Raw genomic sequence first — 23,772 nt, forward strand, 5'->3', positions numbered from 1 at the left:
GATCTATGATACAAAAAAAAAGCACGGCCTTATTTACAGTTATTATTTTATTATCGTTGCAATCTGCAGCACAGCTTACTGCAGAACAACGTATACAGGACAGCGTTATTGGGTGGTGGAGCAATACCCGTTTTGATCACCTGAAACCACAAACAGATCCGCTTGCTAAAAAGAAAGAAGCTCATGTAAACAAAATACTGGAGTGGGTAAAAAAAACTTACACGCCTGTGGCTGGCCTGGGCACTTACAGCCGCTATATAAATAAACTGGGCTATGGGGTATTGTTTGAAGTATGGAATGTAAGCCATGATAAGGACTGGACCGAAGCCAACGGAAATTTTAAACCCATAGCTGAAGAAAATACGCCGTTCTGGGTGGGTGTTAATAAAACCTTTGGCAGTTTTGCCATTCCCTTTTTACAAAAAGAAAATGAATATTATTTTACCATGCAGCCTGACGGCTATGCTGCTAATGACCAGGTGCAGGTGAATGGTAAAAAAGCTGACCCCAGAATTCACCCCAATGTTTATAAATACGTTACCTGGTGCAACGATTGGCAAACCGTTTATCTTACGCCCAATAATAAATTGCCATTTATTGCTTTAACCAAGGGCGAACTTTTACAAAAAGCAGAAGAAGGCCTGGATAAGCAATGGGCCGATGAAATAAAAGATGTGCAGGCCAAATGGCCCGATAATAAAAAAACGCAGGATGAAGTACTGGTTATACGCAAACAAAGTATAGAAAAATACAGGAGCAATATTAAAAAGTTAAGAGAAAGACATCAAAGTACATTGAACGAACCCGCAGTAATAAGAGACATGCAACCCACCATGTATAGTTTTGAACTTGACCCTGATATTTTTAAAATTGACACTTACGAAAAGGGATTGAAGCACCAATACCAGGTGTATAAAGTTGATCCTGCGTTATACGCCAAAATGCAAACAGATGTACCACAATGGGTGGGAATTGCTTTCCCTTATGCCAACAAGGAAAAAGGCAACCAGTTAAATGAAATGTATACGGCGCTATCACAAAATTTTAATTATGAATATGCGTACAATTATTTTTTTGATCCCGAAAAAGTAAAAGGAATAGCTTATAAACCTGCCAATGAAGAGCAGTTAACAGCAAGACTGAATGATTACCGTAGAAGAAATGCAGCAGCTATTAAACCTGTAGCTAATCCTGTTACTGCACTGTCCAATGCATTTTTCTTCGACGATTTTTCTTCCGGCAATGAAGGTGATGATCCTGCCAATTGGTTTTTTAGAAAGTATGGTAAACATGCCGTTATTGCAACAATAAAAAATCAACCTGGTAAATGGTTGCAGTTAGGTTATAATACGCCGGTAAATCCCTCCTTATTAAAAAAACCAATACCAGAAAACTTTACGTTGGAATATGATATGGTAACCGATGGCGATTTTGATTCACGTACCGGTGGTGCTATCAGCTTATCGTTAAATTCCCGGCCGGCAACAGCCGATGGTACCGAGGTCAACGGTGGTAATGGCACAAAAATAAGCATGGACATTATTTCCGGCAACGAAAGAGATTATGACAACAACAATTACAGGGGCCTTGTAAGAATAAAGATCAATTCCACTCCCGAAGTAAACCAGGAAAATTATTCCGGCGGCCTGGTATATGAATATCCTTTACGGGAATTCACCAATAAAAAAACAAAGATACATGTGGCACTTACCGTAAAAAATAATGTGCTTACCGTATTGATCAATAACAAACCAGTTGCGGTAAGTACCGATTTTAAAATGACCTACGGCGGTAAATGCATCAGTTGCGGCGTGCCTGCCGGTACAAAGTTCCATAACATTTTCTGGAGCAACATTACCGATGATGCGGATAATATCAAAGTTTACATGAGTAATGTAAAGATCACCAAAGAATAAAACTCCCTTTTTTACAGGATAAACTGATATGCACCGCCATAATACCTTTAAGCATAAATTGACCAACATGAAAAAGATATGTTTTTTGTTTTTTTTACTGGCGTGCGCCGCAATATCCTTTGCACAAAAAGAAACCCTTGACCTTACCACCTACACCGTTTTAAAAGGCTGGAAAAAACAGTTGCAGGGAAATGTGGTGCAGTTTATTAAACAGGATAAAACCACTGGTGCATATTGCGCCATTACTTTATACAAATCGGTAGAAGCCTCCAATGATGCAAAGAAAAATTTTGATGATACCTGGGAAACAATAATCAAAAGCCTTGTTACTGTAAAAGATCCCCCGCAAATGCTGGCACCTTCTAAGGAAAATGAATGGGACCTGCAAAGCGGCTCTGCAACTTTTGAAGCAGAAGGTAGTAAAGGTGTGGTGGTACTGGCTACAATAACCGGCTATCAGCGCATGATCAACCTGGTGATAATTACTAACACCGATGCATATGAAAAAGAGATCACTGCTTTCACAGCATCAATGAGTTTTAAAAAACCGGCCACTACACTGGTAAAAACAACCCCTCCCGTAAACAAACCCAATACCACTGCAAATAACACTGTAGCTCCGCCGGTTGCAGCGCCTGCAAAAAATGGCAGTTTTACATTTACCACCACCAACTTTGATGATGGCTGGACCAGTACGGTACAGGAAGATTGGGTGCAGGTAATAAAAGGAAATATCAAAATACTGATCCATTATCCCAATGCAAAAGCCGATGCCTACAATTCTGTTTTAAAAGAAAGTGATTATAATGCATGGAATATTTTAGTAGCACCCCGCTACAGTAATATGAGTAATTTTGAATGGAAGACGATACAGAGCTGGCAATCGATAACTTTTGTGGAAGCTGACGCTACAGAAACGGCCACAGGAAAAAAAGTGCATATCGTATTATTTAAAGAACATTACAGTAATGGCAGCGGCGCCTACCTGGAATTTGTTACTGATAACAAGGCAGCTTATGAAAATGAATTTGGTGCCTACCACAGGGAATCTTATGGCTGGGAAAAAACTGCCAACATGCAGTTTAGAAATAAATTTGCCGTAGCTGCCGCCGACCTCAACGGAACCTGGACCAATAATTTTAGCGGGATGACACAGTACGTTAACGCCTACACGGGCGCCAGTGCAGGTGCTGACACCCACGCTTCGTCTCAAAAATTTATATTCGGTGACAACAGTACCTACAAATGGGATATTGGTGTTGCCAGCGGTTTCGTAGGTAATATCAAATTTCAAAGTGCAAAATCAAACGGAAAATTTACATTGCCCAATGCCTGGCAAATACATTTTTCAGAGATGGAAGGCAAACCCAAGACCTACGATGCTTTTTTTTCCTGCGTAAAGGGAAGTCGTTTATTATGGCTGTCTGATGTTACGTACCCTGGTTATTCTGCCTACGGCAAGGCAAATTAAAATATTGAATAAAGACCGATATTGATCTTTATAAGCTTCGCTAAATTACTGCAAGATGAAATTTCTGCTATTGCTCACCGCTGTTTTATCAGTTATACTTTCTCATGCACAGGATTGTACGCCGCAATCATTGCTACAAAAAAATGGCATTTGGAAAGAAAGCCCCAAAGGCTCAGAAGGTGGCACCGTAGCAGAGCTGGTAAAAGAAAAAAAGATAGTGGCAGCAATCCATGCTACGATAAAAGCAAAATACAGTCCCATGGGTGTGCAGGCTAATTTTCATGGGGCCTACAACAGGCCTTATCCCAACATGCCTGCCAACAGCTATTACTACAATATTATACCGCTGAATTTTTATTGCACTGGTACAACAGTAAAAGTAGCTGATGAAACTTCCAGCTATTTCCAGGTGGGTGCCAATATGTTTGAAGCAGAAATTTATGATACCGCACAGGGAGACCGTTTACTAATGGAATGTTTTAACGTAATGCCTGATATGCCGGTAAAAAAAGATGGTTACTGGTACTTTGGAGAAGTGGATGCCAACCTTGGTTTTGGAATGACCGGCAAAAGCAGCATGTGGCTTATCACCTACGATGATAAACTTCCTTATGCCTATGTAACCAAAAAGGAATTTTTAGAAAAAAGAATACAGGCTGTAACCGCAATGCAGCAAATGGCCGCAGGTGGCTATAAAGATGCACTTAAAAATATTGATATCGAAAAATCATTTAAAGAAAAAGAATTTAAAAATGATCCTGCTAAAATGGAGCAGTATATGAAAAAAGAATACAGTGCACAAAAGGCCAGGTACGAAAAACTATTGGCAGAAAATCAAAAAACCTATGCCCCGGCATTTGCAGCTATTCAATCACAACTTGCAATGCCCGCCGCACAACTGGAGCAACCAGCCATTGTTAAGCCCGATCCGCACAGTACATTCAATTACCTGTTTACAACAGATGATGACCCTTTTGGAAAAGTGCTTATAAAACCCAACCCCGGGTACTTCAATAAAAAATTACCCAGGTCGGCACCGCATTTTTTTTGTGTATATGTAAGAGCCAATCTTAAGGAACCTGTTGCTGCAAAATTTTATACCGATATTACTAAAGCTGTTGATTTTAACCTGTTGAAAAATATGCTGGGAAAATAACAGTGCAAAATTCCCTGTTTTACAGGATGGCAGCCACCGGCTGAGAAAGATAGTTTTGATACTGTAAAACAAAATCATGAAAAAGACCCTCCTGTTACCTGTTGCCTGCATTTTTGCGTCAATAACTTTGGCGCAAAAAGCAAGTTTTGATATAGTAAGTTATACAGTGCCCAAAGGATGGAAAAAAGAAGTGAAAGAAAATTTTACCAGCTTTACCATTGCAGATAAAAAAAACAATACCTGGTGCCAGATATCAATTGTAAAAAGTACTGCCAGCAAAGGCGATATTGAAAAAGATTTTGATAGTGAGTGGCAGGAGCTGATTGTTAAAAGTTATAAAGTTACTGATGCCCCGCAGGTAAACCCGGTGCAGGAAGCTGATGGCTGGAAAATAAAAGCAGGTGGCGGAAAATTTATTTTTCAAAATAACAATGCCATGGCAATGCTCACTACTGCCAGTGGATACAATCGTTGTGTAAGTGTTGTATCCACTACCAACAGCCAGGACTACATTAAAGACATTGATAGTTTTTTAGCATCGCTCGACCTGAAAAAACCTGAAACTACCGCCACTGCACAAACGCAGACTGATGTAAACGACAGCAAATCCATCGTTGGCGAATGGGGCGCTACTGCAAGTGACCAGTCCAGTTTCAGGATGAAGAATGGCGTAATGAATTATATCAGCAGGCAATATTATTTTAATGCCAATGGCACGTATAGTTTTGTAAGCAAGGCATTTGATCCGCTAATGGATAAAATTATATTGGGTAGAGAAACAGGCACCTACCAGGTTAGTGGCACCAGTATAACGGTAATCCCTAAAAAAAGTGTACTGGAAGGATGGAGCAAAAAAGATGGCGCCGATAAATGGGGCAAACTACTCAACTCACAAAACCAACCTTTGGAAAAAGTGATTTACCAGTTTACCAAACACTATTTTTCCGGCATACAAAGATGGACATTGGTATTGCAGGCCGGCAAAGCTACTAACAGGGATGGCCCGTTTAGTGGCAATGCAGTTTTTAATAACGCCTGGCTTTACGACCCTGTTTCTCCCAACAACGTAAAAATTATATTACCTGAAGCAAAATAAATAATTACAGTATGAAAATATTTTTCTCCATAGCACTGTTATTATTATCCACTATTTCGCCGGCGCAAAAAACTACCGAACAGGTTATTGCCGACAGCAGTTTTGGCTGGATGAAGATCTATAATTTTAAAGGGGCCAAAGCCCCACGCACATTAGGCAACCGTACCTTCAGTGTTGCACAACTTTCAACCTGCGATTCTTTTGCCAACTGGATGCAGGCCAGCTACCTGCCTAAAGGCACCATCGGCGATGTAAGAAAAGTGATCATGCCTGCAATTGGCTTGTATAATAAACACCAGCAGTTTTCTCCGCAGGGCTACGGCGCTACTTCCTACACCTGGACCCTGGAAATGAAAAATGGTAAGCCCACGCCCATACAGGAAACCGAAATTCCATGGGGTATTACTGCCAATGAAGTTCCGGGTGTAGCGATGGAAAATTTATGTACCGATGGTGAGTACTATTTTTTTATGGAAGAAATTAATCCGTTTGATAATAATGTACCTAAAGAAATTGTTGACAGGTATAATATAAAAACGCTGCCGCAGTTTGCCGGTTTTAATACTGCACACAGTACAGCATCACGCTACGACAGGAATGCAGGTTTTGTGGAAGCGGTATTATTATGCAAAGACAATAAACTCCCTTTTATACAGGTAAGCGTTGGAGAACTGATTACCAAAGCGGGGAAAATGATTGAGGAATCTCATGCGGCCAAATTAAAAGACATCAAAGAAAAAAATAAAGACGATCAAAAAAGCATTGACTACTTTACACAATACGAAAATGCAAATTACCAGAAAGCACTGGTAACCCTGGGTAAACATAAAGAAAAGTACACCACCCGGTTAAACACATGGGCATACCTTCCTTATAAATTTGATTATTTTGATTTTGTAAATGGCTACGATATTTTTACCCGGGCACAAATTGAAGAAAAAACAATTGCGGATAAAGTATTCCCGGTTTACAAATTTGCCCCCGGCATCGTAGAACAATCAAAACAGGATAAACCTTTGTGGATAAGGGTTACCTGGAACTGGCTGCTGAGTGACGAGCGTACCCGCCATATGCATGAATCGATCATTAACAATTTTAATTTTCAATATTTGTATGACTTCTTCTTTGCTCCTGAAAAAGTAAGAGGGCAATCATATAAACCATTGCATTCACCTTACGCAAAAGAAGCTGTAATGGTTACAGAAAAATCCAATGCTGCAAAAAATGCAGCCCGGGATAACAATATACATTTCTTTGAAGATTTTTCTGGTAATACCATAGATCAAAAACCTGCCGGCTGGTTTTCATCCACCAATCAGCAAGGCAGTTACAGTAAAGTAATAGCTGTACAAAATAAAAAATGGCTGGAAGTAAAAGGACATAACGGCTTAATTCCTAACAACCTTAAAAAACCATTGCCACAAAATTTTGAATTGAGTTTTGATATTGCCGTACCCAAAGATTTTACATGGGGCGCCAAAGCATTTGAAATATACCTGGGAACTGAAGGCAGTTATAAAGAAAACGGACAGCGCCTTTTAATAAGGCTCAGGCCCGGTTTTGATGGTCGTGCAGGCGAAACATCTGTTAACGGAAATTTCGGTACCGGATATTTTGCAGGTGTAAAATCTTATTATGATGCACCGGGCTTTTCTAACAATGCTGCTATTAACCAGGTAAAAGTGAGCATCAAAAAACAAGGCGAAACGCTGGCGTATTTTATAGATGGCAAATTGATCACGGCGGTGCCTAAAGCTATGCCTGCAGGCACATCATTCAACTGGTTGCAATTTGCACACCTTAACAGCAATGCCGCATCAGAGAAATATTTCATCACCGATATAAAAATTGCAAAGCTGTAAGCAAAATCCCCCTTTTATAGGATAGCAGCAGTTGTAACCAGTAAATATATTTGACCTGTAAATTATTTGATTATGGTTCCGCTTTATACAACATCGTTTGCAAAAACACCACAATATGGTGGCAGCAAAAATATCGCCTGGCAATACTGGCATACCCTTAAAAAAATCAGCCTGTTATCGCTGTTGATTATTATAGCAAATAATGCTATTGCTCAAAAAGTAGCACCAGTAAAAAATTCGCCGCTCACCGGTATTGCTTTACCCGAAGGCAGTAAACACGACAAACGTATGCTGAGCGTAGTGAGTGCACAAATGTTACTGGATATGGAAGGAAAGAAAACCGGTGCTGTTATAAAAAATACCGAAGTGCTGTCGCTGCCACCGGCAACCAGTAATGCTTACAATGCAGATTCTTTTGCGTTGGCAGCACAACAAGCCGGTTGGACTTTGTCTGCAACAGGCGATAAAGAATATTACTGGCTGCAACAGAATGGGAAAACTGTGCTGGCCTATTTTTATCCTGCAAAAAAAGAAATCAATATCTATTTTGGAGAAAGCAACCAGGCTCCCGCAGGAATTATTGCCCCGCCACAGGTACAAAATGAGGTGCAGCAAAATAATACCGTAACAGAACAGCAGGTTAACAATACACAACAAGATCAGCAAGTGCAGGTGCCAAATCAAACAACTGGTAATACTATAACGCCTGCAATAAGTTCAGGATATAAATTTAATACTACCAATTTTGATGATGGCTGGACGGCAACAGAACAGGCCGATTGGGTAGAAGTGACGAAAGGCAACATCAAAGTATTGTTGCATTATCCAAAAGCAGGAACAATCTTTCCTGCCGACCCTGAGCCATTAACCACAGGGGCATGGAATATTTTAGTAGCACCCCGATACAGCAATCTTAAAAATTACAAAACCACTTATATCACTACTTTCGAAAGGCCTTACCTGGGTATGGGCACTGCCACTGAAAATGCCACCGGCAAAGAAGTATTTATTGTTTTCTTCCGGCAGGGACAGAGCGGCTGGCTTGAATTTATAACGCCTGATAAAAACAGTTTTATACAGCAATATAAATTTGATCCCGAAACTATAGGCTGGGATAGCGAATCAGATTTATTAAAACCCCTGGCAAATATGACCGGCTACAACAAGTTTGCTATAGATGCTGCAGATTTTACCGGAAAATGGACCAGTGATTTTACCGGGATACAACAAATGTACAATGTATATACTGGCAACTATGCAGGTATGAACATGAACCAGTCGAATGAAGAGTTTGTTTTTGGCCAGGGCAATACATACAACTGGAAACTATTAGTGGTAAATGGCATGGTAGGCAACGCAAAATTCAACCAGGTAAAATCGTCGGGCAATTTTACCGTGCCCAATGGCTGGCAGATTCATTTTTCAATGATTGAAAATAAACCAAGAACATACCATGCCTTCTGGTCTTGCATAAAAGGTGCCAGGGTATTACATCTCCTGGATGCGGATTATCCCGGATCGGGCATTTACACACTTTACGGAATTGCTAAATAAATCATTAAACTAAAACAATACCCATGCGTACAATTATCTTATTACTGTTGCTGTCACCGCTATTCTCCACCGCACAAAGCAATAACACTTATGTTAAGCTTACCGATGCCACCGGGCAGATGATCAGGGGCGAATCAGTAGCAAAGGGATTTGAAAGACAGATACAAGCTACCTCTGCCAGTGCAGCAGGAAAAAACAATACGCAATTTAATTTTACCATGACGGTTAGCGGGGCTTCTGCAGACCTGAAAAAAGCAATGGCCACCGGGCAGCTGCTAGCCGCAGGAGATGTGGTAGCGATGGCCCCGAATGGTTTGGGTGCGCCGGCCATTTCCTACACTATAAAAATGGAACAGGTAAAAGTATTATCATGTACCGAGATCATGGGATGCAACGGAGTAACGAATACCACCGTTTCTTTACAGGCTAACAGGATCGGGTGGACGTATTATTCCATTGCAAAAACAGGGGCGTCAACAGTATCCCGTAAATTTGGCTGGGACGCCATCACCAATACAGAATGGACAAATTTTTAACCCATATCATTTTTCACTTTAAAATTTACGACATGAAAAAAGTATTAGGACTCTTCAGCTCGCTGTTAGTTTTTGCAGGCGTAAAAGCACAAGACACCGCTGCAATAAAAAAAGAAACGGTAAAGCCGGTATTGCCAAAGCAAATTACCGCAACTGATTCATTAAAAGCAATAAAAATAGGCACCACCAATAAAGCAACAGATAAGGCCATTAAATTTGACCACATTAAAAAGACCACACCGGTACAAATGAAAGAAAGCCCCGCTGTAAGCAAACCACATAAAGGGTAATGCTGCATTGGTTCACAAAAAATAAAATTCGCCAGCCGGATGGTATTGCTGTACAACCAAGCCCCTTGCATGGCCGGGGAGTGTTTGCCTGTACATATTTTAAACCGGGAGCTGTTATTGAAACAGCCCCTGTAGTATTATTGGAAAAAGCAGAAAGAGATTTTTTGCAGGGCACTACCCTATTCAGTTATTATTTTTTGGTGGCGGATGAAAAAACACCTGTGGCTTTGGGGCTTGGCTACAGCTCTTTATACAACCATGCATACAATGCCAATGCAGTGTACAGCATTTCCTTAAAAGATGCGGCAATAGTAATTAAAGCCTGTAAAATCATTCAGCCCGGGGATGAGATCACACTAAACTATAACGGCAGTCCCGATGATGCTGCACCGGTTTATTTTCCACCCGAAGCACCCACCGTATGAAAAAAAAATTATTCATACAAAAAATAAAGCACAAAGGCCGGGGTGTTTTTTGTAACCGCTCCATTAATAAAGACGAGATAATTGAAGTATGCCCCGTGCTTGCGCTACCTGCAAAAGACTACGATACATTAGTAGCATCGCACCTGGTAGATTATTTTTTTAATTTTAATAAAGAAGAAAGTACCCTTGCATTAGCACTGGGTTTTGGTTCATTGTACAATCATGCGGTTAATTCCAATGCTGCCTATGTTTTAGACCGGGAAACCCGACAGATCACTTTTTTTGCAATAGAAAATATCCCCGCCGGCAAAGAGATCTGCATCAATTATGCAGGCGAGCGTGGCCAGGAATTTAAAGAATGGTTTGAATCAAGAAATATTCCTTACCAATAAATTGCTCTTTAATTTTTTACTTTATTCAGCATCCCCGGCGATTCCTTATACAATCCTTGTTCTGATAATTTGGGTTGTTGTTCGATGATCCGTTCAAAGCTGAATGTTTGTTCCGGTTCGTACCCGCCATCTGCATAGGCCGGCTTTTTTATGATACAAAACTCGCCGTTATTTTTACTGAACATATCGTTTAGGCATAAAGGTGAGTTAGCGTTTTTATTAAGAATTACCCAGCCGCCAGGCGACCCTTCATTTTTTGCCCTGTACACAATTTTCCATTTTACATTATCCTGGTTGGCCCAGTCCCATTGTATTACGGCCGTGCCATCCGCCTGTGATTGCCCGGCTGCATTGATATATTTATTGCTGTGCAGGGCGCTTATCTGGTAATCGCCGCCACCCAGTTCCTGCACAAAAAATTTATGATTGGCCTGGTTTACAAAATCCCATTGCACCAGCCTTGCACCATTGGCCATACTTACACCTTCAATAGCCAGGTATTTGCCGGTTTGGTTCACTTTTATTTTATACCAGCCTGTAGTAATGGGTGTTACCCCAATATTTGTAAAACGATCTGTGCTGCCTGTTGAATTTTGGAAAATAGTGCCCGGTGCTTTTGCTGTATACTCCCTGTATGCCGCTTCCGGTGTGTTTGCATTAAAATAATAAGCCGCATTTATGGCTTTAACATCAAGGTCGCTGAATAAATATTTTCCGGGGCCGAAAGTACATTCACTAACTGTATTGCCGTTTTTACATTTCATAACAGGTTTCCCGGGGTCTTTTGCAAAATCATAGGCTGAATAATGCATAATGGAATTATAATCATATGCACCAATAGCAGTTCCTGGTTCTAACTGAAAATTATGCTGATTTTTTGCTTCTACGTTTGCTGTATCAATTACTATATATTTATCCCTGTCGTAGCGGCTTTGCTCATGCCAAAAACCAAGTGCATGCAATAATTCATGTGCAATTGTCCATTCACTGCAATCGTAAGTTACTTTTATCATTTGCTCTCCACCCTGTTTGCCCACAGGGGAACTGCCGCCATGAAAACCGAGGTCCTGCGGGCCAATCATTTTAATATGGATGTAATCTTTTTCGGTTGTATGCTTTACAATACGCAGGTTAGTGGAATTGAGTGATTGTATGGCCGCTATAATAATATCACACAAACTCATATTGTTCTTGTTTTTTACACTGCTTATTTGTTTGATGTTTTCATCAATCTCAACTGGCACATTTCCTTTGGGCCAAATAAAACTGTTGCGGTCGTTGGTTTGATAGAGCCTTGTACTTTGCAGTGTATTACCCACCACAATATCACCGTTCAATAAATAATCAGTACCTGCCAGCTTCACATAATAAGGTTTGGCCTCATTGCTCATGGGCAGTTGAAATGTCTTTTGCACATAACCGTTTTGTGCTGCAGCAAAAGCCATACAAAAAAAGACCGCTAAAACAGAAAGGGTAATTGATTTCATATTTTTATTTTCTTTCTTTAGTAATTGTAAAAAAAATATCCAGCCAGTTATCGCTGCCGTCTTCATCCTGCAGGTTTACATGTACCATGCATTCATTTGGTATATCACTTACATAAAAGGATTGTGTATTGGTGTAACGCCCTGCATCTACCTTACTCTTGACGCAGGTACTCAGTACGTTTTTCAGCAGGTAATAATCATCAGCTCCCCCGGCAACAAAGGGAGCGGTACTGAAACTTGCAGGAGCCTCCGGGTTACCCCCTGGTTTAAACGCTGCAACGCCAAATGATTTAAAAGGATTATTCACATCCGCATCACTTTCGTTAATACCATAAATAATTTTCACCTGTGCACCGGCTATCTCTTCAGCAGGAATTGCCAGTTTCACATCAGTGTTCAACACATCAAAAACTCTTTTCTTATCCATATCTATGGCCATTGATTCAGGCGCACTCAGCAATACATTGGCAGTGAGATAATATTTATTTAAACTGATCCCGTTTTTATTTACCACCTGCACCTGTATCACGCCAAACATATCAAGATCGCCGCCATGCGGCACCGTAAGGCGCAGGTTTTTTAAAGTAATGTATTCAGTAAACTTATTGGCCCTTGCAGGCAGCAGCGAAAATGTTTGCATACTGTTGCCGGTTATTATTAAAGCCGTACCATTATTATTGTTGGAGATACCGGCAGATAACTGCAGTCCTTTTTCGCTGGCAGCGCTTACAATTTTATAACTGTTGGCAGTACCATAAATTTTCCATTGCTGGTTACTGCCTTGCAGATCATCCCATTGTTGCACCTGCGTACCGTCTGCTGCCTGGCGGTCTACCACATCCAGCAGTTTGTTGCTGTGCACAGCAGTAATGGTATAATTACCATTATCCATCCGCTTCAGTGCAAACAGGTGATTGTTGCGTGGCAGCATATCCCATTGTATCAGCCGCATACCATTATTCATATCCTCTTCTCCTGCAATGGCCAGGTATTTACCGCTTTCATTTATACGGATCTTATAAATACCATCAGGTACATCGGCTGTTATTTGTTTGGCAACTGCGGTAATATCATTATTAACACTGGTCATTTTATTACCGGGCTTTGTGTTGATCAGTTGCTGACCGGTCTCATTTTTCCTGAAAGTAAAATTCATGGCGGCATCATCACTGTTGCAGATGAAGTAGGCGCCATTTGCCGCAGCAGCAGTTGCGGCATTAAGGCCAGACAAATACATACGTTGCTCATTTTGCACACAGGTAATATGCCAGCCGGTAGAGGAATTTTCTATCCGCCATTTTTGATTGTCCTGGTTCAGCCAGTCCCATTGGATAATTTTTGCACCCCGTACCGCATTACCTTCTGTACTAAGGTATTTGCCGCTATGCGATGCTTTAATTGAATAAATGTTATTGCCGAGGTTTTTCAGTATAAATTTAAAATGAGCTTTATATTCATTGTCCCATTGTATGATCCAGGCTCCATTATTGGTGGATGCACCGGCAACAGCCACATATTTCCCTGTAGCATTTATCTTAATTAAATATTCACCATCGCTCAATGTTTGTGCATGAGACACTATGCACCAACTAAAAAAAGCAACTAACAGCGCTATCCTATTCATGATAATAAAATTTTCCGTCCGTTATTTTTATTGTATCGCCTGCATTTCCAGTCAATACTCCTTCAAAACCTGCTTCAAGTTCAGTTGGATTATTGCCGGCCTTTGTAATCCGGGCATGAAAAGAAAATCCCAGCACATTTCCATACAGGTAATGCTCGTTGCTTAAATTAGCCAACTGCACTTCGCTGTTATCTTTATTTCCTCCAATTATATCATACCTACCTGTACCATTGGCATTGTACAGGTTGAGATTGAAAGTTTGTTCCGTTTTATCTTTTGCACCTTTGTTACCCGAAATCAGTATCGCATTATTGTAACCTTTGGGATGAAAAATACCAGTGATATCATGGTCAGCTTCCCAACTAACCCCATTGACCTTCATTGAAAGATAACTATGCTTACTTGTTCCGGCTGTTTCAGCTGCGGAAATATCCCCGCTTTTAGCCTGGGGTGCGCTGCACCGCGTAAAGCCTGTAGTAATAAAAAGCAACAGTAAAACAGAATAAAAATATGGCCGCATAAAAAATTTAATTTTTTTGATAAACGATTGTGATCTTTTTGGTTTTGGTATGAGTTACTTTATTTTCAGCCTCAGTGTATACATGAATCATGGTTACCGTGTTTCCACTAAAAGAAAGTGTGTAGGCAGTTCCACCGGTTTTCAGCTTAATATCACTGGCAGTCACCACAATTAATGTACTGCCATTTTGTTTCCACGTAGCTTTACTCATTTTATCCACCATTTCGCAACCGGCAGGCGATTGCGTGTAATGTGTACCGTCTGCTTTAAAAAAATATTTTGTTCCTGCCGTACAGGGCAATCCAGACTGCATTGATTTTTGCAGGTCCTCCTTTTTCCCATCAGCATATTCCAGTATGGTGGAAGTTCTTTTCCAGGTACCGGTAATACTCTGACAAAAACCGGCAGTGGTAATCGTTATAAAAAATAATGTCAATGATATCCTTTTCATTGTTGCTGCTTTTGTATGTTTTAAAATTGTATCTATTTTTAGCTTTACGACAATTCTATTCCTGTTTTGCATTTATGGATAAGTTTACTGTGGTTTCTATTTCGGAGCCCTTGCCACCGGCATGATGTACGCTGCTACCGGCAAAGGAAAGCCCGCCGCCTTTGGTTTCCACTACCTTATACTCGCCATACCGCCTGATCACCGCATCCATTGTTTTTTTACATTTTTCTATAGGGAAATCCTGTATCCTGAACAATGGTAATGGTACAGGTACGCAAAACAGTACCCGGTGTTTTACCAGCTCTGTAAAATCAATCCCTCCTTCGGTCATCACAATACGAATCGTCTGTGCGTTCCTGTCATAAATCGCATCCACAGGCAAACAAAAGTAAGCGGGTGTGGCTACGGCCCTGGACATCATGCCAAAACCCAGCCTGTCTGCTTCGGCGCTTACAACAGGTATAGTGAACGGTGTTAATACCGCCAATTGTTTTACTATAGTGTGGCCTTTGGTGGTTTCATAAAAACCATCTTCTGCTTTTATATTCTGGTAAAAATCAAAACCTGTGGCATTGCCTTCAATATGGCCTTTCATATTTACGATCTTGCCATTGCCATTATCCTTCGGGTAGCGCAATACGATCTTTGCGCCAGTATTGTACCCGTATTTCCACCAGGTAATACCATCTTTATTTCTAAAATCCACCGCATAACTATGGGTTACACTGCCTTCAAAAACACCGCAGTAGTTTTTTAAAAGTGTATTGGCTGCGTACTGTGCCAGGTCGCCGGCAATGCCCAGTTTACCCATGCCGGTATTCAAACTTTCCAGGTCTAAATGAGCAGCAGACAAATACTTTACACCCAGTGCCACTTTATCACCGGACATTTTGGTAAGGTTGGGGGCCATGTCATTCATGCCGGCTGCAGTAAAGGGAATGACCTTATCTAAAAAGATATTTTTTAAAAAGCCTGCTCCCTTTGCAGCAAAATTGGTGGCGGTAGACAAAGCTGCACAAGCCTCCGAGACCATTACGAGCGTTTCACAAATGGTGTATGGATTTGTACGGTGCTCAATATTGTCCAGCAATACCTGTGATGAGGTATTGTAACTTGTAAGTTCATTCTTAAGCACCGACAGGTTATGCGATAACGTTACCGGAAGCACTTCGCCCTGCTTTGCAGCAGCCGAAAATGTTTTGCCCGCTGTGTTTATCTTTTCAAAAGCATCTATCAGTGTATTGGCCTGTTGTTTACCTTCAGCTGATTTTTTTTCCAATGCCGCAGCATCTTTGGTAGCCAGGCCCGCTTTGGCAGCAGCTACTCTTTTTTCTATCTGTGCAACAATTTTTTTGGTAACCGAGATGCTTTCGCCGGCCATATCATCCAGGTCGTGTAAGCCACCTACCGTAAAGCTTAATACCTTGCTTGTCTTTTTATCACTGCTATACACGGTGGCAGTATAATTTCCTGTTGGTCCATTGGCGGTCCATCCGGTGTTGAATTTTCCACTTTTATCGAGTGGTACGGTAAAATTTTGCGGATTATGGCCTGAAGAAATTACAACCTCAACACTATTCACTTTTTCGTATACACCGCTTTGCCCGGTAAAAAAAAGTGTACCGCCTATAAAAATACTTTTGGAGGATATGGCAACATCTAAAAAGCCGTCGCTGCTTTGTTGTGCAGGGGCTTCTGTTTTATTGCTCTTAGAAGAACCGTCGGCTGATGCAGACCCGGTGGTATTTTCCGGGGGCAATTCATTTGATTTACCGGGACTCGTTTTTTTTCCGGGAGTTAAAACCTTATTAACAGCTTTACCTGATTCACTATACAGTTTACCTTCTGCAGCGGTAGAGGCACCGGAAACAATAGTCGTTTTTATTTTCTTTAAAAGCTGACTTTCACTTTTGTAAGCACAAAACAATAAAGCAAATACAAAAACTATATTTTTCATACTAATTAATTGATGCATTAAAAAACGAACCTTTTAATATCATTGTATTGTTGCCAATGGTTGCAGCTGCTTCATAATTTCCATTACATATTTTGTCTGTCATTTTCGTGATGGTCACATGCCCGCTTGCAGGGCTGAATGATGGCAGGTAAGTATCCGGCTGCTTAAATGATAAGATCATTGTGGCACTGTCCCTGCCGGCGCCGGATGCTACAACCGGGTAATCTCCTTCTTTTTTGGCATTGATGTAGATATTGAGCATATCACCATTTTTCAATAAATGATGTGAGGAATCCAATTGCACTACCATATTATTATCTCCCAAAAAAATCAGTGGCTTATCCGACAAAAAATCCAGCATTACTTTACCGTTTACAGTATAGTGAATAGAAAAGAACGGTTTGCCATCGTCTGTATGCCCTGGCGGTTCCGGCATTGCCTGAGCAGCAGCTGTTGCAATGGTATCTTTGGCATGTGCAGTGGCTTTTTTATCGGTAGTATTATTACAGTTGACCAATAAAACTGAAGCAAATACAAGGAACGGTAATAAGGTATGCGGTTGATGCTTTTTCATTTAAACAATTTTAAAGCTTTAGAAAACAATAGTGCCTTGTTTGTTGATACCTCTCTAATACCAAATTCTGGCCGGCATATTCATTGGCAGCGGAAATTTTTCAACTGCCACCAGGGTACTATTTTGCTAACCAATACTGATCGTTGATCGTAATGGTGCAAAACTATCGGAGCACTGCTTCTTATTGATAGTACAAAACCGACATTTATTTTTTGCCCCAGCCTGCAGGCCATTTGCAAAATTGATCAAGGCTGTAAGACTTTACATCCCAGCGGATATAGTACACCGGCGAATAACTCAGGTAGTCTTTTCGCTCTTCAGTTTCGGTAACTACATAATATTTCCAGTTGGTCCAGTCGAAATAAAAATATTTTCTGAAGTAACGGCTATAGTTATTGATGCGTTCAAAATCTACATAAACTGTTTGATCAATATTTTTCCAGCCCACCAGGTTTGCGCCAACAAACAAAGTATCCAGTGATCTTAATCCGCCACCTGGAGTATTATCAGTGTATACAACATCTTTAAAATAGTACGTAATGTCTCTATAGAACCTGGTATATGGAGTATAACCGGTTTGCGGATAATATACTGTGCTGTAAAAATTATTGCCGTAAGGTTTTTGCCCGGCTTTACCTGCAGCATATTGAGGGTCATTTAATTTTCTGTATAAATTGGTAGTGGTATTAATTGGCGCATATATCCAGGGATCGGGCGTGCTATACGTAACTGCATTTTTTGCATCCGTTACAATATTACGCGTTACCCCCATGGCAGCACTTTTAATTTGTGCCGGCCAGTTTAATGCCAAGCTATCAATAGGTTTAGGCTCTTGTATCACCCGGCAGCTGTCGGTAAATTCGGTACCATTAGGCAATACAGATACAATGAAATAATTTTTGCCCGTGTTGGCATCATGATCAAGGTCGAAGATCACAAACTGGCCATTTAATGACGCACTGCCCGGCTGATGCTGGCAAATAAAATTGGGATGGCTGGCAGAAATGCCACCCGTACCGGGGCCGGGATCAGTAACCTTATTTTTTTTGCATGAGAGCAGCAGGCACATCAATATTGCAAAAGTGGCCAGCGGATAAACGTACATTTTCATTTGTAACAGTTATTAATGATTATAGAGCAAACCTACTTCCATAGTACAGGTTTAAAAAGAACCAATCGCTTAACAACAAAAAAAATCGCTCAACAACAATATTCCTGTTTATGAATTATATTTGAAAACAGATTTTTGTTGCAACCTTATATCCGCATGAATAAAAAGATCAGCTGCATAGTGGTGGATGATGATAAAATTGACCGGCTGACCACCGTTTCTTTTTTAAATGACTACCCATTTACAGAATTGCTGGATGCATTTGAATCGCCTGTGATGGCGCTGGAGGCTATACAAAAACGGGTTCCCGATGTTTTATTTTTAGATATTGATATGCCGGAAATGAGCGGACTTGAACTGCGTAAACAATTGATGCATATCCCGGCCTGTGTATTCATCACCTCTTATCCCGATTATGCTTTGGAAGGTTTTGAGATGGCGGCCCTTGATTTTTTGATAAAACCATTTACGGCAGCCCGTTTTGCCAAAATGATGGAGCGGCTGCAGCAACATGTCAGTATCATGCAAAAAGCCGCTTTGCTGGAACATACCCTGGGGGCCGACACTATTTTTATAAAAGATGGTACCGAGCAAATTAAACTGCAACTGCACGACATAATTTATTTGGAAGCCCTGAAAGATTATACCAGTATTGTTACGGCTCAAAAAAAATATGCCGTGCTTTCACCATTGGGTACACTCATCAAAGAAAAAGCCTTTGGCAGTTTTATTCGCATCCACCGCAGTTATGCAGTACAAAAACATTTTATTAAAAAAATAAGTTCGGGAGAAGTGCTGGTAAAAGATTTTGCATTGCCTGTGGGCAGAAGTTTTAAAGATGCATTAAAAAATATCCAACCTTAATATTGTTGAATGAAAAAGTATTTCTTGTTCCTTTTGGTGTTGTTATCGCATAAGGGGTTTTCGCAAAAGCATGGACAGGCATTTGTTGATTCGGTTACGGCAATGCTACCATTAGCTGCAAATGATACCGTAAGGGCAAGAATGTACAAAGCATTGTCTGACGAATGCTTTGCCACTTTACCCGGAAAAGCATTAGAATATACCAGGGCAGGACTTGCATTATCCAGGCAAATGAACTGGATAAAAGGCATTGCTGCATTTAATTTAAACATGGGCCGGAATTACCAGGCTATTTATGCCAATACAGATTCGGCCATTTATTATTACAAACTGAGTTACGACCTTTTTGAAAAAAATAATTTCAAAGCGCAGGCCAACACCGTATTAAACAATATGGGTGTAGTGTACCAGGGTGCAGGTAATTATACAAAAGCTATTGAATATTTTACGTACGTGCTTAAAAATGCTGAAGCTTTTAAAGACAGTACGATCATGATTTCATCGTTTGCAAATATTGCCCTCGTATATTTTCAGCACAGCAATTATTTAAAAAGTTTAGAGAACTGGAAAAAATGCCTGCTGCTGCAGCAGAAAACCAATATCAACACAAGCCTGGCAAACGCCTACACCGGCATGGGCCTGTGCTACAGTAAATTAAAAGACAGCAGCAATGCTGCCCTGTACCTGAATAAGGGAATAGCCACCGCAATAAAAAATAACGATTCCAGGTTTTTAGGGGCTGCCTATTCCAGTGCGGCAGAAATTGAAAAAAATATTCCCGCTGCCATTGCAATGAGAAAAAAAGCGCAAGGGCTTTTGGAAAAATATTCTGCAGGTGATGTTACTGCTATCAGCAATCTTACCAGCCTTGGGCAATTATATTTTTCCATTGTAAAAGATAACCGCTTTGCAGAAACAGCTGCCGACAAAACCATCCCAAAAGATACAGCGGCCATTTTAGCGCTGGCAAAAAGCTTTTATAACGAAGCTTTACAAACCAGTAACAAACTTAAAAACAAGGCTCATATTGCAGAAATAAACGGCTACATTTCGGAGCTGGATAATTATAATAATGATTTTAAAAATGCTTACCTGCATTTAAAATCCTATAAAGAATTAAATGACTCCATTTTTTCGCAGGAAAACAAAAATAAAATTGCCGAGGCAGAAAGCAAATATGAGATTGCCAAAAAAAATGAGGAATTAGCTATTAAACAACTTACCATCACCACTCAAAAAAACAGGATGTGGTTACTGGCAACAGGTATTGGTTTTTTAATTATCCTGGGAGCCGTTTTATACAGGCAGGGGCTGGCACGTAAAAAAACCAATACCACCCTGCTGCAACTTAACAGCGAGCTTGACGAAGCCAATAAAGTAAAGGCAAAATTCTTTGGTATCTTAAGTCATGATTTACGCAGCCCTGTGGCCAACCTCATCAATTTTTTACAATTACAAAAAAGAAACCCCGGTATACTCAATGAACAGGATATTGCAGCAAGAGAAAATAAAATTGCTACTTCTGCCAGTGCATTGCTGGAAACTATGGAAGGCATGCTATTGTGGAGCAAGGGCCAAATGGACAATTTTAAACCTGAAATAACTGCAGTACCCGTAAGCAATCTTTTTACCTACCTGCAAAAGTTTTTTTCCGGCACCGAAAATATCCGTTTCAGCTTTGACGACCCCGATAGCATAATCGTATACACCGACGAAAATTATCTGCGTACCATCATGCAAAATCTAACCGCCAACGCTATAAAAGCATTGCAGCATACTCCTAATGCTGCCATTGAGTGGAAAGTAAAAAAAGAAAACGGAAAAGTAATTTTATCCGTTACAGATAACGGCCCCGGTATCAGCAACGAAAAAGCCAAAACCCTATTTGACGAAACCTCCGTTTCGGGTAGCCGGCACGGATTAGGTTTACATATTGTAAAGGACCTTGCCAAAGCAATCGGGTGCAACATCAATTTACAATCTGCCAGTAATGGAACTTCTTTTTTAATATCACTGTAAAAATTATTAGGCATCAGTTATCACAGTTTTCTTTCTATCCTGTTTATTGTGAACTCAGCCGGTTTTACAATAGCAATGCCGTATTCTAAAACCAGTTTACGTGCTTCAATATCAGCAGCCGTCATTGTTTCTGTGCCCATTTTAATATAATAGGCCTGTTCTTTTTTTGTACCCATTAATTTCCCGGCTCTGAAATATTGATACAATAAATTATCTGCAGCCAGTTTAACCTGCGCCCATGTTGTGGCTGTGTTGGGTTGATTTATATAAGCCGCTACAATTGTATTCATTTCTTTTTCAATGGTGGCCGCTACAGATAAAACAGTGGTTGCCTTCTTGGCAAGTGCATTATTCTTAATAACCATTTTTGCCGGCAAGGTATCTTTAATAACAACCAGGTTTTGCTGTGCGGTGGTTTTTAAAAGCAGCAATACGCCCAGCAGTAGTAATATACATTTCATATCCTTAGCATTAATTATTGCATAAATGTACTACCTGCCAATAATTATAAACTCCCCTTTTTAGAGGATTGTGGCAGTTATTGGTAAGCAATACTTTTAACCTCTAAATTATCTCTATGCAACGCTTTCTTTTGGCAATACCTGTTTTTACGCTATGCATATTGCAGGCCTGCAAAACAGTGCCTGTAACCGGCCGTAAACAATTGAACCTGGTACCCAATGCCATGATACAGGCAATGGCATTTTCACAATACGATTCTGTTGTTAAGATCAGCAACACCCTTTCGCAATATGATACCAGGGCCCAAATGGTAACCAGGGTGGGCTCTAAAATTCAGAAAGCAGTGGAAGCCTACATGCAGCAAAACAATATGAGCAAAGAAATAAAAAGTTTTAAATGGGAATACAACACCATTAATGAAGAAACCATTAATGCCTGGTGTATGCCTGGCGGTAAAGTGGTGGTGTATACCGGCTTGTTGCCCGTTACACAAAATGAAACCGCACTGGCAGTTGTAATGGGCCACGAAATTGCACATGCCATTGCACGCCACGGCAACGAACGCATGAGCGAAGGTTTACTGATAAATTTAGGTGGCCTGGTTTTAGAAGAGGCCTTAAAAGAAAAAAAACAGGAAACGCAATTACTTTTCCTCGGCTTGTATATGATCGGCTCCAACCTTGCCATTGCTTTACCCAACAGCCGTATGCAGGAAAGTGAAGCTGACAAACTGGGATTGATTTTTATGAGCATGGCAGGTTATAATCCTGAAGAAGCCATTCCTTTCTGGCAAAGAATGGCTGCACAAAATAAAGGCAACAAGCTGCCACAGTTTTTATCCACACACCCTTCTGATGAAACCAGGATAAAAAAATTATCCGCATTAATTCCCGAAATAAAAACACAATACTATAAACCTTAAACTTTGTTATGAAAAAATTACTATTACTGCTTTGCTGCATTAGCTCATTACATGTAATGGCATTTGATACCTGGTGGCATGCAGAATGCACCAGGAAAGCCATGGTGGCCAATGGTTTTTCCAACGACGCCAGGTTAGCCACACAGGTATCTAATTATGTTACCGATTTTCAATCAGCCATTTTATTTGGCAGTGGTATTCCTGAAAAAGAAAGAGTGGAAGTATTTAAATTAAAACAGGAGATGTCTTACGAATACATGCATTTTGATGCGATTTACACCACAGCTGATATTGAAAAAAACTGGCAGAAACTTTATGAGAACAGTATTGCAACATTAAAAAAATATAATAATAATCCCGAAGTTAAAAGCGGGTTCAGGTTAATTGTGTTGTTCAATATATTGGGGGCCACATTACATATTGTGCAGGATTTTTATTCGCATTCCAATTGGGTAAATACCTATGTCTCTTTAAATAAAACCACTATTCCTACCTGGTTTGGAGAAGACAGTGCTTACAGGCGCAGCCTGCAATTATACACCGGCGCTTATCCTGATGGCTCTGCAAAAGGCCAGAAAAATCATGCAGACTTAAATAAAGATTGCTCGGTAAAGGCTTTAAATAAAGAAGCCGTTGAAGTAGCAGAGAGAGCTTCTGTTGAGTGGATAAAAAAATTAATGCAGGCAACTCCTGAATTACCATGGGGCGAATTAAAAGCGTACAATATTCAAAACGACCAGGTACTAAAGAATTTCTTGGTAAAACTGGATGCCACATTTCTTACCTCCAGTTCTATTTTAGGTCCTGATGGCGGCCACCTGGATGGCCCTAAACCTGCTAAATTTATTTTTACACCCGATAAAGATGTAGAAAAAGAAAGAGCAAAAGCAAGGGTAGCACTCTCGTATACCATCAGTGAATATTCAGCTTATCTTACATTGGAAAGAAATATTTACAAGATCCCTTCACCTTACTGGGCTGGCTTTAGGGTGTATTATATCACCAGGGACCTTGCTGCAGGCTTAAGCCATAGTGGCAAAAAATACAGTAAACCAAAAACAACTGAATAGTACTGCTCTACTA

The 23,772-nt window shown here is 40.4% G+C and carries 22 protein-coding genes; 14 read left to right on the top strand and 8 right to left on the bottom strand.

What is annotated here, in order from left to right:
• The first annotated feature begins 5 nt into the window (after window positions 1-5).
• The 10 genes from ACYVM0_RS15180 to ACYVM0_RS15225 all read left to right on the top strand — a co-directional run bounded on the left by ACYVM0_RS15180 (window position 6) and on the right by ACYVM0_RS15225 (window position 10,698).
• Window positions 6-1,916, top strand: a complete 1,911-nt coding sequence (locus tag ACYVM0_RS15180; RefSeq protein ID WP_460558181.1) for a hypothetical protein — start codon at window positions 6-8, stop codon at window positions 1,914-1,916.
• 67 nt (window positions 1,917-1,983) lie between these two features.
• On the top strand, window positions 1,984-3,387 hold the full coding sequence (locus tag ACYVM0_RS15185) for a hypothetical protein (protein ID WP_460558182.1): 1,404 nt from the start codon (window positions 1,984-1,986) through the stop codon (window positions 3,385-3,387).
• Window positions 3,388-3,442: 55 nt separating this feature from the next.
• A complete protein-coding gene (locus ACYVM0_RS15190) occupies window positions 3,443-4,543 on the top strand; it encodes a hypothetical protein (protein ID WP_460558183.1) in 1,101 nt (366 codons plus the stop codon).
• 76 nt (window positions 4,544-4,619) lie between these two features.
• Complete coding sequence (locus ACYVM0_RS15195; protein WP_460558184.1) at window positions 4,620-5,639, top strand: hypothetical protein; 1,020 nt, start codon at window positions 4,620-4,622, stop codon at window positions 5,637-5,639.
• An 11-nt stretch (window positions 5,640-5,650) separates the two neighbouring features.
• Window positions 5,651-7,501: a hypothetical protein gene (locus ACYVM0_RS15200; protein ID WP_460558185.1), complete on the top strand. Its 1,851-nt coding sequence runs from the start codon at window positions 5,651-5,653 to the stop codon at window positions 7,499-7,501.
• Between the two features lie 72 nt (window positions 7,502-7,573).
• Window positions 7,574-9,055, top strand: coding sequence for a hypothetical protein (locus tag ACYVM0_RS15205; RefSeq protein ID WP_460558186.1), 1,482 nt, complete (start codon window positions 7,574-7,576; stop codon window positions 9,053-9,055).
• Between the two features lie 23 nt (window positions 9,056-9,078).
• Window positions 9,079-9,591: an Hcp family type VI secretion system effector gene (locus ACYVM0_RS15210; RefSeq protein ID WP_460558187.1), complete on the top strand. Its 513-nt coding sequence runs from the start codon at window positions 9,079-9,081 to the stop codon at window positions 9,589-9,591.
• Between the two features lie 32 nt (window positions 9,592-9,623).
• The gene (locus ACYVM0_RS15215) at window positions 9,624-9,881 is read left to right on the top strand and encodes a hypothetical protein (RefSeq protein ID WP_460558188.1); all 258 of its coding nucleotides are present in this window, start codon (window positions 9,624-9,626) and stop codon (window positions 9,879-9,881) included.
• Window positions 9,881-10,306: an SET domain-containing protein gene (locus ACYVM0_RS15220; RefSeq protein ID WP_460558189.1), complete on the top strand. Its 426-nt coding sequence runs from the start codon at window positions 9,881-9,883 to the stop codon at window positions 10,304-10,306. The genes ACYVM0_RS15215 and ACYVM0_RS15220 overlap by 1 nt, the downstream gene beginning before the upstream one ends.
• Entirely contained in the window at window positions 10,303-10,698 is a 396-nt protein-coding gene (locus ACYVM0_RS15225; RefSeq protein ID WP_460558190.1) for an SET domain-containing protein, read from the top strand. The genes ACYVM0_RS15220 and ACYVM0_RS15225 overlap by 4 nt, the downstream gene beginning before the upstream one ends.
• Window positions 10,699-10,706: 8 nt before the next feature.
• Here ACYVM0_RS15225 and ACYVM0_RS15230 read toward each other — a convergent pair whose 3' ends face one another.
• The 7 genes from ACYVM0_RS15230 to ACYVM0_RS15260 all read right to left on the bottom strand — a co-directional run bounded on the left by ACYVM0_RS15230 (window position 10,707) and on the right by ACYVM0_RS15260 (window position 18,422).
• Window positions 10,707-12,185 (bottom strand): M12 family metallopeptidase, encoded by a 1,479-nt coding sequence (locus ACYVM0_RS15230; protein WP_460558191.1) that lies wholly within the window; start codon window positions 12,183-12,185, stop codon window positions 10,707-10,709.
• 4 nt (window positions 12,186-12,189) lie between these two features.
• Window positions 12,190-13,809, bottom strand: coding sequence for an RICIN domain-containing protein (locus ACYVM0_RS15235; RefSeq protein ID WP_460558192.1), 1,620 nt, complete (start codon window positions 13,807-13,809; stop codon window positions 12,190-12,192).
• Entirely contained in the window at window positions 13,802-14,329 is a 528-nt protein-coding gene (locus ACYVM0_RS15240; RefSeq protein WP_460558193.1) for a hypothetical protein, read from the bottom strand. The genes ACYVM0_RS15235 and ACYVM0_RS15240 overlap by 8 nt, the downstream gene beginning before the upstream one ends.
• A 7-nt stretch (window positions 14,330-14,336) precedes the next feature.
• Window positions 14,337-14,780 (bottom strand): hypothetical protein, encoded by a 444-nt coding sequence (locus tag ACYVM0_RS15245; RefSeq protein ID WP_460558194.1) that lies wholly within the window; start codon window positions 14,778-14,780, stop codon window positions 14,337-14,339.
• A 55-nt stretch (window positions 14,781-14,835) separates the two neighbouring features.
• A complete protein-coding gene (locus ACYVM0_RS15250) occupies window positions 14,836-16,737 on the bottom strand; it encodes a hypothetical protein (protein WP_460558195.1) in 1,902 nt (633 codons plus the stop codon).
• A gap of 1 nt (window position 16,738) precedes the next feature.
• On the bottom strand, window positions 16,739-17,311 hold the full coding sequence (locus ACYVM0_RS15255; RefSeq protein ID WP_460558196.1) for a hypothetical protein: 573 nt from the start codon (window positions 17,309-17,311) through the stop codon (window positions 16,739-16,741).
• Window positions 17,312-17,516: 205 nt separating this feature from the next.
• Window positions 17,517-18,422, bottom strand: coding sequence for a hypothetical protein (locus ACYVM0_RS15260; protein ID WP_460558197.1), 906 nt, complete (start codon window positions 18,420-18,422; stop codon window positions 17,517-17,519).
• 156 nt (window positions 18,423-18,578) lie between these two features.
• Between ACYVM0_RS15260 and ACYVM0_RS15265 the strand changes: the two genes are divergently transcribed.
• The gene (locus tag ACYVM0_RS15265; RefSeq protein ID WP_460558198.1) at window positions 18,579-19,286 is read left to right on the top strand and encodes a LytR/AlgR family response regulator transcription factor; all 708 of its coding nucleotides are present in this window, start codon (window positions 18,579-18,581) and stop codon (window positions 19,284-19,286) included.
• A gap of 9 nt (window positions 19,287-19,295) precedes the next feature.
• Entirely contained in the window at window positions 19,296-21,305 is a 2,010-nt protein-coding gene (locus ACYVM0_RS15270; protein WP_460558199.1) for an ATP-binding protein, read from the top strand.
• 20 nt (window positions 21,306-21,325) lie between these two features.
• Here ACYVM0_RS15270 and ACYVM0_RS15275 read toward each other — a convergent pair whose 3' ends face one another.
• Entirely contained in the window at window positions 21,326-21,766 is a 441-nt protein-coding gene (locus ACYVM0_RS15275; protein ID WP_460558200.1) for a hypothetical protein, read from the bottom strand.
• 116 nt (window positions 21,767-21,882) lie between these two features.
• On the opposite strand from ACYVM0_RS15275, the gene ACYVM0_RS15280 reads away from it, so the two are divergent.
• Window positions 21,883-22,689 carry a M48 family metallopeptidase gene (locus ACYVM0_RS15280; protein WP_460558201.1) on the top strand — a complete coding sequence of 269 codons (807 nt, stop codon included), beginning with the start codon at window positions 21,883-21,885 and terminating at the stop codon, window positions 22,687-22,689.
• 8 nt (window positions 22,690-22,697) lie between these two features.
• Window positions 22,698-23,759, top strand: coding sequence for a hypothetical protein (locus tag ACYVM0_RS15285; RefSeq protein ID WP_460558202.1), 1,062 nt, complete (start codon window positions 22,698-22,700; stop codon window positions 23,757-23,759).
• Window positions 23,760-23,772: the final 13 nt, after the last annotated feature.

This window comes from Ferruginibacter profundus, from assembly GCF_054783275.1.